The sequence below is a fragment of the Lentzea sp. NPDC051213 genome (assembly GCF_044455585.1).
GTDB lineage: Bacteria > Actinomycetota > Actinomycetes > Mycobacteriales > Pseudonocardiaceae > Lentzea.
In genome coordinates this window covers 620390-633099 of record NZ_JBITEX010000002.1, presented here as the reverse complement: position 1 = coordinate 633099, position 12710 = coordinate 620390, and the positions used below count along the sequence as shown (strand labels likewise).

Sequence of the window (12710 nt, the reverse complement as noted above, 5' to 3'; positions counted from 1 at the left end):
GACGACGACATGGTGATCACCTGCGTGAAGCACCCGGAAACAAAGGTGCTGCTCGACGACTGCGCATCGATCGACGCGGACATCACGATGATCGGCGCATCCTTGCGCACGCCGGGAATGGAAGCGTCACTCGGGATCGAGGTGATCGACCACGACGGGCTGGCACGCTTCTTCGAAGAGCTCGCGGACGACTACGCGGGCTGGCAGGGCGAACGGGTCTGGCGGGCGTTCCAGGACGAACTGGTCGTCACAGCGGCGTTCCACTCCCGCGGCCACGTCGAGCTGCGGTGGCGGCTGGAGCTCGAAGCACCCGCGTGGTCAGCGACCGTGACGACCTGGGTTCACGCCGGTGAGGACATGCGTCGTCTGGCCGCCGACCTGCACGCGATGTTCGCCGCCCGCTGAGCAATCCCGACCAATGCGGAACGGCCGGTTCAGGTGCCGCGGATCCCTCGCACGAACACCCCCGGCGTCTCGGTGGACGGCTTCTCCCAGCGGGTCGCGTAGTGGTCGAGGAAGATCTGCCCGACCAGTTCGCCCCGGGTCCGCACGCCGGTCTTGTCGAAAATCGACTTGAGATGGTCCTGCACGGTGTAGGGCGACATGGACAGCGCCTTGGAGATCTCCTTGGTGGGACAGCCCTGGATGCAGTGCATCGCCACCCGCGCCTCGCGATCGGTGAGCCCGTAGGCCAGCGCCACGACGGGAACGACGTCGTGCGGGGTGGCGGGGTGGATGATCACCGCGGTCCGGCCGTCGAGGCCCAGGCGCGTTCCGTAGAGGAGCAGCCAGGTTCCGCCGCGCGTGCGGACGCGTGCTCGGGCGGCCAGTTCCAGCGGGTCCGTGCCGGGTGGGATGGCTCTGGCTCGCGCGGCGATCGACTGCACGATCTTTGACTCGCTCGGGTGGTCGGGTGCCGGGTCCTCGACGAGTTCGCTGATCCACCGTTCCGCGGCTGCCGAGGTCGACTCCGGCCTGCTCTCCTCGTCGAACACCACGACGCCCGGCCCCCAGTCCACGCGGGGCTCGCCCGATGCCCTGGCGGCGAAGGTCCGCCGCAGGCCGGTGGCGATGGACGGGGACAGCGCGCACATCGCCGTCACCTCGGCCTCGGTGAACCACGGTTGGTCCGCGTTCCGCAGGAAGGCCGCCGCTCCCCAGTAGACGCCGTCGACGACGAGCGAGACGCGCAGTTCGTCTCCGAAGCCGTAGGCCTCCTGCGATCGGTGCCTGGCCGAACGGGTGGGGTCGCCGTGGGTGTCGATGCTGGTCGCCCCGGCGATCCGGCCGCTGTTGGCGAGGAAGGACCACTTGTTGACGTCGTCGACGACGTACTCGTGGTGAGCCAGCCAGGAGCCGGAGCAGCCGACGTTCCGGTTGACGCTGCCGGTGAACAGGATCGTGCCGGGGTCGACGGTGTGCCAGCAGTAGGCGTCGAACGGGATGAACGGCCGGACCGCCTCCGCCACGCCCGCGGTGAAGTCCGCCCAGGTCAGCCGGCTCGCGTCGATGCGCGCGATGTCGGCCCGCACTCGAGCTACCAGGGCCATGATCGGAGACTACGCCGGAGCGCCGAAGGCGACACCCCCAGAAATCTGGGCCCTACCAGCGGTGATCGCCCAGCGTTCTGGGATGGTGGACGCGGCCACGTGCTCCGCAGGCTGGAGCCATGACCACTACACACGACGCCGTGACCCCGGATCAGATCTTCCAGCTCGCCCAGGGGTTCATGGCCAGCAAGCACCTGTTCGCCGCCAACGAGCTGGGCCTCTTCGAGGCTCTCGGCGAAGGACCGGCCGATCTGGCCGGACTGGCGGCCCGCACCGGTCTCCCCCAGCGCACGGCGCGCATCAGCGCCGATGCCATGGTCGCGCTCGGGCTCCTCGAGCGGCACGGCGACCGGTACGCGAACACACCGGTGGCCGCCACCTTCCTGGCGGGGACCACGCCCGCGGACTTCAGACCGCTGCTGAGGTTCTGGGACAGACTCAGCTATCCGGCGTGGACCGACCTGGCCGGGGCGCTCGGACGCGGCCGGCCCTCCCACGAGATCTTCGAGATCGACGACGAGCTCGTGCCCGTCATGTCGGCCGGCATCGACGCCGCCACCGCCGGTGCCTGCCGTGCACTCCCCGGCGTGGCCGGGCTCCCGGTGGGGAGCCGGGTGCTGGACATCGGCGGCGGGACCGGTTCGTGGGCTCGGGCCCTCGCGGAGTCCGACCCCGAACTCACCGCGACCGTGTTCGAACTGCCCGAGGTCGCCGCCGTCGCCGAGCAGGGGCTGCGCACCACCACGCGGATCGATGTCCGCGCGGGGAACGTCCTGACCGACGACCTCCCGACCGGTTACGACGCCTTCCTGCTGGCCAACGTCATCCACTACTTCACGCCCGAGACGAACCAGGCGATCCTGCGGAAGGTCCGCGCGGCCGCGAAGCCGGGCGGGTTGTTGCTGGTCGCGGACTTCTGGACCGACCCCACCCACACCCAGCCGTTGCCCGCGGCGCTCATGGCCGGGGAGTTCGCGATCCACGTCAACGACGGCGACGTCTACAGCGTCGAGGAAGGCACCGCATGGCTGGCTGACACCGGTTGGGCCTTCACCGGACACCGGCCGCTCGCCGGACCGATCACCCTCGTCACGGCCGAAGCGGTCTGACCCGGCCCCATGGCTCAGGAGCGCAAGGCCGCGCGGACGATCTCCAGGGCTTCCTCCGCGGCGAGGCCCAACTCCGCGGACATGGCCGCGTAGTTGGCCGCCGCCGACCGCACCTTCTCCCGGTTGCTGTCACCGTTCGCGCTGACCACCGTGCCGGCCCGGCCTCGCGTTTCGACGAGGCCGGCCTCCTCCAGTTCGCGGTACGCGCGGGCGACCGTGTTGACCGCTAATCCCAGGTCTTTGGCCAGAGCGCGCACCGTAGGCAGTTTGGCGCCCACCGGCAAGTCTCGGTTCGAGATCGCGTGCGCGTAGTGCACACGCACCTGCTCGTACGGGGGCATCTCCCCGTGGTGGTCGATCTTCACTGCGCCCCATCCTCCCCGCATGTAACTACCTCTGTATTGACCAACGGGTCAACGGGGCGGAGGTTGCGGTCGATTCATCGGAGATTGGTCTGGTCCGCACCCATCTGCAGGTAGAGCTTGCGCCATCCCTCGTCGGCCGGCGTGGCCGCCTTGCCGTCGCAGTAGGGCTTTGACCCGTTCGAGGTGTAGTAGCGCAGGAGGGACAACGACACGACCGTGTCCCAGTTGCCTTCGTCGAAGTACTCCTCCCCCGGTGTCTGCTCCTGGTGCTTCATGCAGGAGATGTCGGACTGCTGTTCGTCGTCGAACTTGGCAGTGGCGACGTCCCCTCCTGTCGAGCACGCGGTCAGGGCGAACGCGGCGAACACGAACACGACGAGCTTCTTCATGACCATTTTCTCCCTACTAACCGGCCAGCGCACGCGTGGCCAGACCGACTCCGACGATCATCACCAGCGCCGCTGTGCCCAGCGGCGTGAAGTCCGCGTACTTGCGGAAGCGGGCCAGGCGCGGCCCGAAGCGGTCCCGCAGTGAGACCAGCAGCAGGCCGGCGGCGGTCAGCGTCGCCGCCATGCCCAGCCCGTAGGCGAGCACCAGCACCACGCCGAACCACGTGCGGCCCAGCGCGATCGCGCCCAGCAGGACCACCAGTGCGGACGGCGACGGCACGAGGCCGCCCGCGATTCCCATTCCGACAAGCCCCGCTCGGCGGTGCCCATGACCATGACCGTGCCCATGGGCGTGTCCGTGCCCATGTCCGTGCCCATGGCCGGAGTCGTCGCCGTGCCGCTTACGACGACGACCCAGCACCGCCGAGCGGAGCAGCACTCCTCCGATCACCGCGACCAGCAGACCGCTCGCAACGCCGAGCCAGCGCAACACCGACTCGCCCGCGATCACGCTGGACACGCTGAGCAGCAGCCCGAGCACCAAGACCCCCGCCGTGTGGGTGATGGTGACCGTGGCCCCAACGAGGAATGCGTCGCGGCGGGTTCCCCTCGAACCCGCCAGGTAGGCGGCCATCACGGTCTTGCCGTGGCCGGGCAGCGCCGCATGGGACGCGCCCAGCACCAGAGACAGCAGGACCGCACCGATTCCGACCACCGGGGTGAGATCACCCACCAGGCCGACGGCCGCCTTCGTGGCTTTACCCAATGCCCCAGGCGGGGTGATGACCGTTCCCTCGCCTGGTTCCGCGACGAACCGGACCGCGCGCACGTCCAACGGCGACGAGAGCAGGTCCTCCGGGTAGTCGCGGAGCTCGTTGCTGATCGACTCGGCCGGCGCGCCGGACACCGCGACGTCGACACCGACGACGGTGATCTCGCGCCAGCCCGGCTTCTCGTTGAGGTACGAGTCGCTGAAGGTCACCTCGACCTCGCCGCGCACCGGCAGCAGCGCGACGTAGTCGCAGGTCAACCGCATCGTCGGGAGGCCCGCCTCACCCGGCGGGCGCACGACGTCCGCCTCGCGGACCTCCCACTGCAGCCGGCGTTCGTCCGCCATCGCGTCCAGCGACTTCGCCCGTTCCGCGCAGCGCTTGCGTGCGTCGACGAAGTCGCGGTCCTGCAGGGTCGGGATCTCCGCACTGTCCACAACGGACCGCAGCTCGATCCGGTCGGGGAACACCCGCAGGCCGTCGTAGTGGTTCACGCTGAGGTTGCTCAACGGGTGCGCCTGCGCCACCCCGCCCATCAGCAGCACGCCGAACAGTCCGAACAGGACCAGCAGGAACGCCTTCATCGCAGACTCCTCAGAATCGCCTCGCGGTGCCGCAGGACCTCAGGGTCACGCCACCCGAGCGCGACCGCCTTGTCCGCGTAGGGCAACGCTTCCGCGGACCGCTTGTTGACGTGCAGGGCCCACGCCATCGCGTCGGCGGTGAAGACGCTCTGCCGCTTCGCCCATTCCTTCTCCGCGAACCGCAACGCCTCGGCCGGGTCACCGTGATCGGCGGCGATCAACGCGGCGGTGAGATCGTCTCCACCCAAAGCGCGCAGTTGCTGCAGCGCGAGGTCGTACTGCGCCCGAGCCTCACCGGACTTGCCCGTCTTCTCCAACGCCTCGCCGTACCGGACGAGGTACTCCGGCGACGGCACCTTCGACACCAGCGTGCGGTACGCCTCCACCGCCTCGTCGGTGCGCCCCTGCCGCAGGGCCACCTTCGCCTTGCCCGGCGCGGAGTCCGTGAAGTAGGTCAAAGCCTCGTCGAACTTGCCCTCGTTGAACGCCAGCTCGCCCAGCTGGAACCGGCAGAACGCGGCCTCCTCGGCGGACGACGCCGACTCCAACGCCCGGTTCAGCGCCCCACGCGCCTCGTCCAGCCGGCCACGCAGCTCGAAGTGGTAGGCGGCCCGGGTGAACGAAGCGACACCCGGCCGCAGGTCCAGCATGCGTTGCAGCGCAACGGATGCACCCTCGGCGTCACCGAGCTGGGTCAGCGCGTCGACCAGCACGCCCTGAGCCGGAGCGGAGTCCGGCAGCGCCGACACCGCGCGCTGACCCCAGTCGCGGGCGACAGCGAAGTCGTGCTTGGCGTTCGCGAGCGCACCGCGGCCGATGAAGGCCTCGCCGTTGCCTTCCGGCTTGAGCCGCAACGATTCCGTCAGCGCCTTCTCGGCGCGGGAGTAGTGCGAGGGATCGAACGAGACGCGGGCGATCTCGACGTGCGTGGCACCGAGCTGGGCCCACGCGGCGGAGTCCTCGGGGGTGCGGCGCAGCTTGGCTTGCAGAGACTCCGCGGTGTTCTGCAAGGAAGAACGGGACGACATCGGCGGATCGGAGGGCTGGGCGCAGGCGCTCAAGGTGAAGACGGCAGCAACCAGCGCAATGACTTTCCACATTTGAACGCACCCTTCGAGGGCCTGGGGACGCGTGCGGGGGTGTCGGGGGGCGGCACGCGTCCCCAGGGGCTCACTCAGCGGTAGTTGACTGCCTGGTTGCTCGGCAGTCCGACGTACGGGAACTTGTCACCGAAGCGAACGTCGTTGCCGTTCACCCGGTCTCCCTTGGCGAGCGCCGGCACGAGCTTGCCGGTCAGCGCCGCACCAACAACCGCCTGGATCTCGATGTCCACCACGTCGTCGGCGAGCCTGCGGCCGTTCGGGAACCCTTGCAGGTCACCGCCGAGGACGCCGAGCCGGTTCGGGTTCTTCGTCACCGGCGTGGACATGTTGAGCCGCAGCATCTCCGACGGGGCGAACTTCTTCGGATCCACGTCGGCGTTGTTCAGCTGCGAGTTGAGGTCGACCTTGATCGGGCCGCCGGCCTTCGTGGTGATCCCGGTCAGGAAGATCTCCACGAGGTCGTTGCGCGGCGTCTTCGGCGCCGGGATGCCGTAGATCGACTGGATCAGCCTGGCCAGCTCCGGGTCGGTCACCCGGTCCAGCAACGCCTGAACCTTCGCGTCCTGCACGGGTTGCAGCCCGTTGAACGCGTCCTTGAGGGGCGCCGACGCGACCACCTCGTTGACCAGCGGGTTGCCCAGCCGCGACACCTGGACGAAGTCGCCCTGCGGGGTCGCCTTGCCCGGCTCGAGCTTGAGCGACCTGCGCTCGGTGTCGCTCCACACGCCGATCACCGGATTGCGCTTCGGGTCGTTCTTGAGCGCGAGCATCGTCTTGGGCACCTGGATGGCGATGGTGTTGACGTTGTAGCCCATCAAGGTGTCCTGGTTGACCTCCTTCAGGTTTCCGCCGTACAGCAGGTCGAACACCCGCAGGTCCAGGAAGAACGAGTCCTCCGCCGGTCCGACGTAGACCTGGCCACCACCGGGGACCTTCACCGTCGCCTGGTCCCTGATCGCCGCGAAGTTCGGGAACGACGCGGGTCCGGTGTTCGACGGTGCCGCACGACCGTTGCGCACGAGTGGCGTTGGGGCCTTGCCGGGCTCGATGAGCTCGAGGTTGTAGTTCTGTCGGAACAACAGGTTGTCGTCGTTGATCGACGTGACCGGCCCGTTGTTGTAGAGGAAGGTCGGTGACTTGCCGCCACGCCGATCGTCGGTGGTGAACGTGACCCGGAAGGTCTTGTCCGGCACCGCGTCGCCGTCGGCGTCGATGTTGATGTCGTACCTGGCGTCGGTGGCCCACGGGTAGAAGTTGGGGCCACCATTGGGTTCCTGCAACCCGAACCAGTTCGCGATGAGCGTGACCGTGTCCGGCTTGTCAGGACTGGTGAAGGCGTACACGTCGGTGTTGTCCACCAACGGGTCCGCGGCGATGAGCGGTGCTTCGCGGTGGCTGGAGGCTCCTGCGTCTGTTATTGCAACAGTGGGCACCGCCGCGGCCACCGCGACCACGGCCGCGGCGATCACGCCGCGCCGTAATCGGGTTCTCTTGCTAGTTGACATTGTCCTGCTCCCTTCCCACGGCGGGGATTCGGAGCAGGACGCCTTCCGGTTCGGACTTATTCGGCGGTTTTCGGCGCGACGACCGTTCCGCGGGCACGGGTTACGACGATCGGCTCAGCGAGCAGATCCGCCGCGGAGGGTCCGCGATCGGGCGCCGACCGGCACACCACGCGGGCCTCGAACTCGATCTCACGCGAGCGTTTCCCGATGCGCACCAACGTCGCCGACGCCTCGATGACGTCGCCGGCCTGGATCGGTGCCACGAACTCGACCGAGCTGTACCCCGCGAACAGCCCTTCGTCGGAGTCCGTGTGGATCAGCAGCTCGGTGGCGACGTCACCGAACATGCCCAGCCCGTAGGCACCGTCGACGAGGTTGCCGCCGTAGTGCGCGTGCGAGTGCGGTACGTAACGGCGGTGCGTCACGGAAAAGCCTTCGACCAAAGCCCCGCTCACGCGGCGACCCCCTTCTTCTCCTGCATCGCGTGCACCAGGTAGCTCGCGACCTCACCCGGAGTGGTACCCCGGCTGAACACCCGATCGACCCCGAGCTCGCCTGCCATCAGCGGGTCGAACCGAGGGCCGCCCGCGACCAGCAACGGCCGCCTGTCCCCCATCGCCTCGCGGAACGCCGCGGACATCTCCTGCGTGTTCAGGATGTGCGCGTCCCGCTGGGTCACGACCTGGGAGATCAGCACCGCGTCAGCCTTCTCCGTGCGGGCGCTGCGCACCAGCTCCGGTACCGAGACCTGCGCGCCGAGATTCACGACCTTCAGCTCGCGGTAGTACTCCAGGCCCTTCTCGCCGGCGAAGCCCTTGATGTTGAGGATCGCGTCGATGCCGACGGTGTGCGCGTCCGTGCCGATGCAGCCGCCGACGACGACCAGCTTGCGCCGCAACACCTTCTTCAGCGTGGTGTTGACTTCGGCCGGGCTGAGCAACGGGTATTCGCGCTCGACGACCTTCACCTCGTCGAGGTCCACGAGATGCTTCACCGAGCCGTAGACGACGAAGAACGTGAAGTCGTCGCCGATGGGGTGGGAGTGGACCACCATCGCGGGGTCCATGCCCATCTTGTTCGCGAGCTGCTGCGCCGCGCCGTCCGCCTTGGGGCCGAAGGGAATCGGCAGCGTGAACGACGTCTGGATCATGCCGTCGCCGGTGGTGTCGCCATACGGCCGCACGTACCTCTTGGCGTCAGTCATCAGAGGCCTCCAGCAGCTCCGAAGCCGGGTTGAAGTAGCCGTCGGTCTTCTCGATCACGCCGTCCGCGCCCTTGCCCTTGTCGGCCGGCCGCTTCATCAGGCCGAACGTGCCGTCCGCGATCGCGTTCAGCAGGCCGTCGTCGACGATGCGCTCCAACAGATCCACCGCTTCGCCGAGCACCTGGTGGGCGCGCTTGACGATCAGGCCGTCCGGCGCGGGGCGGAAGTCCTCGGCGAGGCTGCCCGCCGCGTTGAGCACGTACCGGACGTTCTGCAGGGCGAGGTCGCGGTCGGACAGGAACGGCGTCACGACCGCCTCGGTCATCATTCCGACCAGCAGAATGGACTGTCCTGTCAGGACACCCGCGAGGTTGAAGAACCCGTCCAGCAGATAGCCGTTGAAGACGTCGCCGGTCATGTGCTTGGTCGGCGGCATCCACTTCAGCGGCGCGTCCGGGAAGAGTTCGCGCGCCAGCAACGCGTGCGCGAGCTCGAGCCGGAACGAGTCGGGCACCTTCGGGTTGATCTCGAAGGCGTGGCCGAGGCCCAGCAGGTGGTCGGGCAGTCCCGCCTCGTGGGCAAAGTGCTCGTTCAGCAACTGCGAGACGGTGACGGTGTGCGCGGCGTCGACGGCGTCCGCGGTGGTGAGGTAGTTGTCCTCGCCGGTGTTGATGATGATGCCCGCGCGGGCGTGGACCTGGCGGGAGAAGCGCTGGTCGACGAACGTGCGGATCGGGTTGATGTCGCGGAACAGGATGCCGTACATCGAGTCGTTCAACATCATGTCGAGCCGCTGCAGGCCCGCCAGCACCGCGATCTCCGGCATGCACAGGCCGGACGCGTAGTTGGTCAGCCGCACGTACCGGCCGACCTCCTTGGACACGTCGTCGAGCGCCGCCCGCATGATCCGGAAGTTCTCCTGCGTGGCGTACGTGCCCGCGAACCCGTGGTGCGTGGCGCCTTCCGGCACGTAGTCCAAGAGGCTCTGACCGGTCGAGCGGATCACCGCGATGATGTCGGCACCCGCGCGGGCCGCGTTCTGGGCCTGGATCACGTCCTCGTCGATGTCGCCGGTCGCGACGATCAGGTAGATCCACGGGCGCTGCGCGGGATCACCCCACTTGGCGACGAGCTTGTCGCGCTGGACCCGGTTGCGGTCCACCGTCTTGAGACCCTTGGCGACCGCGGAGGCGCTGGCCTTGCGAGCGGCCGTGAGGTCCCTGCCGGTGGGGATCTCGAACTGGATCTGGCCCGCGGCCGTGGCCTCGGCGAGTTCCGTGAGTGACCCGAGGTTGTACTTCCGCAGTGCGTGGAACGCCGGGAGCACCACACCGTGCTCCAGGCCGCACTGCTCGCGCACCGTGTCGATCACGCGGTTCACCCACGGCACGTCACCGGCGCGGTGCGTGGAGTCCGCGCCGGTGATGCCTGCGAGGCGGAGTGTGGCGCGCTCGACGGCGACGGTGGTGTGCGCCTTCGCGATGGACACCACCGGTTCGGCCGCCCGCGCCGCGAGTTTGCGCGCGGTGGCGACCACCTTCGGGTCGAGGTCGAGCAACGCCATGAAGTCACTTCCTCTCGTAGATAGTGCGGCCGTTCAGCACGGTCCGCACGCAGACGGGCGCGGGACCGGTGAGATCGGGCAGTCCTGGCACGCCGGAGCGCGGGTCGGTGGACCAGCGCTGCACCCGTGCGTCACTGCCGGCCACGACCAGATCGCCGGTCTCCCACACCGCGTACGTCGCGGGGGCGCCGGGCTGGAGCGTGCCGGTCAGGCCGTCGTCGACACCCGCCGCGCGCCAGCCGCCGCGGGTGTGAGCGGTGAAAGCCGCGCGCGGGGAGATGCCGTGGCCGTCGGTCCTGTGGTGCACCGCGGCCTTGACCGCGGCCCACGGGTCGATCGCGGTCACCGGAGTGTCCGATCCGAACGCCAGAACGACGCCAGCCGCGGCAAGACGCGAGAAGGGGTTGAGCCCCACTCCGCGTTCGGCCCCGAGGCGCTGAACGTACATTCCGGCCGATCCGCCCCACTCAGCATCGAAAAGAGGCTGCACGGAGGCGATGACGCCCCACCCGGCCAATTTCTCCGCCTGCTCCGGGGAGACCATCTCGACGTGCTCCAGACGGTGGCGCGCACTCGCCAGAGCGGGCGTGCCGAGCGTCTTCTCCGCGATCGCGAAGCCCTCGATCACGGCCGCCATGCCCGCGTCGCCGATCACGTGGAAGCCCGCCTGGACGTCCAGCTCGGTGCACTTGATCAGGTGGTCGGCGATCTGCCGGCCGTCCAGGTAGAGGGCGCCGCTCGTGTCCGCGTCGGCGTAGGGCTCGGTGAGGGCGGCCGTGCGGGAGCCGATCGCGCCGTCGACGAAGTGGTCGCCGGCCAGGCCGCGCACCGGCACGTCCGGCAGCTCGTGGGCGCCCCAGTAGGCCGCCACCTCGGGGCCTTCGGTGTGCGCCAGCAACTCGCGCAGGTCGTCCTCGCCGGAGATGTCCGGGCCGGCGCACTCGTGCACGCTCGCGATGCCCTTGGAGGCCGCGTGGCGCAGGAACGCCAGCTGAGCGGCCTGACGCTGCTCCGGGGTGATGGCGGCCTTGGCGACGCCACGTACGTGGTGGTGTGCCGCGCGCGCGAGCGGACCTTCGTCGGAATACCCGTCGGCTTCCCTGGTCTCATCGGTGATCAGGTTCGACGAGACGAGGGCCGAGTGCACGTCGATGCGCGACAGGTAGACAGTCTTGCCCTGGGCCGCCTCGTCGATCTCGGCACGCGTCGGCGGCCGGTTCTCCTGCCAGCGCGTCTCGTCCCACCCGTGCCCCCACACCAGAGGACCGTCGGCGGCACGCACCAGCCGGAGCAGTTCGTCCACAGAGGACGTCCTGGTCAGGTCGAGTCCGGTCAGCAGCAGGCCTGCCGAGGTGGCGTGCACGTGCGCGTCGACGAACGCGGGCGCGACGAACGCGCCGTTCAGCTCGATGACCTCCGCGCCGGGGTGCAGCGCGCGGCCGACCGAGTCCTGCCCGATCCACACGACGACGCCGTCCGTGACGGCCATGGCCGACGCATCCGGTGCGTAGATGCGGCCGCCGACCAAAAGTTGCGTACTCACGTCACGCAGTCTGCCGTTGCTCGAACAGCGCCCGCACACCCGGCTGCGTCCGGACCAGGTCCAACGCGAACTCGGCGTGACCAGGCACATACCCGTTGCCGACCAGCATCTCCACGTCGGCAGCCAGACCCTCCGCGCCCAACGCGGCGGCGCTGAACGAGGTCGCCATCGAGAAGAAGATCACGGTGCCGCCGTCGGCGGTCGCAAGGATGGCGCCGTGCTCGCACCCCGGCACGTCCACGCACACGACCGTGACGTCGACCTGCTTGCCGACCGCTTCGGCGACGGCGACCGGGTTGCGCGCGTCCGCGATCACGACCTCGTCCGCGAGGCCTGCCCTGCGGACGTCGTCGGCTTCCTTCTCGGTGGGAACGAGGGCCACCAGGCGCGTCGCACCGGCCTGACGTGCGGCCGCGAGAGAGAGCGACCCGGACTTGCCGCCACCGCCGAGCACCAGCACCGACCCACCGGGGTGCTTGCGGACGACCCGGTCGGTGAGCGCCGGCGCACCGCACACGTCCAGCACGGACAGCGCCAGCTCGTTGGACATGTCGCCGGGCAGCACGGCCGCGATCGACCGCCCGAACAGCACCGCGGTCCCCCGGCACGGCACCTGCTCGTCCTCGCCGGACCAGTCCTGCAGCCCGTCGTTGATCCTCAACGGCGTCAGCGTGAGGCTGACCAGCGTCGCGATCCGGTCGCCGGCCTTCAGCCCGAGCGGCGACTCCGGCCCGACCTCCAGCACGGTGCCGAGCAGCATGCCGCCGGAGCCGGTGACCGGGTTCTGCATCTTGCCGCGTTCCTGGACGATCTCCAGCACGGCCTGCCGGATCCTGTCGCCGGTGCCGTGCTGCTCCCTGAGCTGCCGGAACGACGCCGCGTCCAGGTTGAGCCGCTCGACCGCGACGATCACCTCGTCGGCGGCGGGCACGGGTTCCGCGTCGAGGCGCCACGCCTGCTGGGGCAGGACACCCTCTGGTTCGAGGACGCGGTGCAGTCCGTACGCGCTCACCTGAAAATCCTT

Annotated in this window: 13 protein-coding genes; 2 read left to right on the top strand and 11 right to left on the bottom strand. The window is 69.1% G+C overall.

Annotated elements, in window-relative coordinates; genetic code table 11:
• Positions 1-9: 9 nt before the first annotated feature.
• Entirely contained in the window at positions 10-405 is a 396-nt protein-coding gene (locus ACIA8G_RS09645; RefSeq protein WP_396417917.1) for a DUF6228 family protein, read from the top strand.
• A gap of 29 nt (positions 406-434) precedes the next feature.
• On the opposite strand, the gene ACIA8G_RS09640 is transcribed toward ACIA8G_RS09645, so the two are convergent.
• Entirely contained in the window at positions 435-1550 is a 1116-nt protein-coding gene (locus tag ACIA8G_RS09640; protein WP_396417916.1) for a LuxR C-terminal-related transcriptional regulator, read from the bottom strand.
• A 119-nt stretch (positions 1551-1669) separates the two neighbouring features.
• Between ACIA8G_RS09640 and ACIA8G_RS09635 the strand changes: the two genes are divergently transcribed.
• A complete protein-coding gene (locus ACIA8G_RS09635; RefSeq protein WP_396417915.1) occupies positions 1670-2659 on the top strand; it encodes a methyltransferase in 990 nt (329 codons plus the stop codon).
• Positions 2660-2673: 14 nt separating this feature from the next.
• Here the strand turns inward: ACIA8G_RS09635 and ACIA8G_RS09630 are convergent, their stop codons facing one another.
• The 10 genes from ACIA8G_RS09630 to ACIA8G_RS09585 form a co-directional block, all read right to left on the bottom strand.
• Positions 2674-3045, bottom strand: a complete 372-nt coding sequence (locus tag ACIA8G_RS09630; RefSeq protein ID WP_396417914.1) for a GntR family transcriptional regulator — start codon at positions 3043-3045, stop codon at positions 2674-2676.
• Between the two features lie 53 nt (positions 3046-3098).
• Positions 3099-3413 carry a hypothetical protein gene (locus tag ACIA8G_RS09625; RefSeq protein WP_396417913.1) on the bottom strand — a complete coding sequence of 105 codons (315 nt, stop codon included), beginning with the start codon at positions 3411-3413 and terminating at the stop codon, positions 3099-3101.
• Positions 3414-3429: 16 nt separating this feature from the next.
• Positions 3430-4767 carry a nickel/cobalt transporter gene (locus ACIA8G_RS09620; RefSeq protein ID WP_396417912.1) on the bottom strand — a complete coding sequence of 446 codons (1338 nt, stop codon included), beginning with the start codon at positions 4765-4767 and terminating at the stop codon, positions 3430-3432.
• A complete protein-coding gene (locus tag ACIA8G_RS09615) occupies positions 4764-5867 on the bottom strand; it encodes a tetratricopeptide repeat protein (RefSeq protein ID WP_396417911.1) in 1104 nt (367 codons plus the stop codon). Before ACIA8G_RS09615 ends, ACIA8G_RS09620 begins: the two co-directional genes overlap by 4 nt.
• A 74-nt stretch (positions 5868-5941) precedes the next feature.
• On the bottom strand, positions 5942-7375 hold the full coding sequence (locus tag ACIA8G_RS09610; protein ID WP_396417910.1) for a DUF4331 domain-containing protein: 1434 nt from the start codon (positions 7373-7375) through the stop codon (positions 5942-5944).
• A gap of 56 nt (positions 7376-7431) precedes the next feature.
• A complete protein-coding gene (locus ACIA8G_RS09605) occupies positions 7432-7800 on the bottom strand; it encodes a hotdog domain-containing protein (protein ID WP_396418677.1) in 369 nt (122 codons plus the stop codon).
• Between the two features lie 26 nt (positions 7801-7826).
• A complete protein-coding gene (locus ACIA8G_RS09600; RefSeq protein ID WP_396417909.1) occupies positions 7827-8579 on the bottom strand; it encodes an OAM dimerization domain-containing protein in 753 nt (250 codons plus the stop codon).
• The gene (locus ACIA8G_RS09595) at positions 8572-10143 is read right to left on the bottom strand and encodes a lysine 5,6-aminomutase subunit alpha (protein ID WP_396417908.1); all 1572 of its coding nucleotides are present in this window, start codon (positions 10141-10143) and stop codon (positions 8572-8574) included. Before ACIA8G_RS09595 ends, ACIA8G_RS09600 begins: the two co-directional genes overlap by 8 nt.
• Positions 10144-10147: 4 nt before the next feature.
• Entirely contained in the window at positions 10148-11695 is a 1548-nt protein-coding gene (locus ACIA8G_RS09590; RefSeq protein ID WP_396418676.1) for an amidohydrolase, read from the bottom strand.
• Positions 11688-12698 carry an L-erythro-3,5-diaminohexanoate dehydrogenase gene (locus tag ACIA8G_RS09585; protein WP_396417907.1) on the bottom strand — a complete coding sequence of 337 codons (1011 nt, stop codon included), beginning with the start codon at positions 12696-12698 and terminating at the stop codon, positions 11688-11690. Before ACIA8G_RS09585 ends, ACIA8G_RS09590 begins: the two co-directional genes overlap by 8 nt.
• Positions 12699-12710 lie beyond the last annotated feature (12 nt).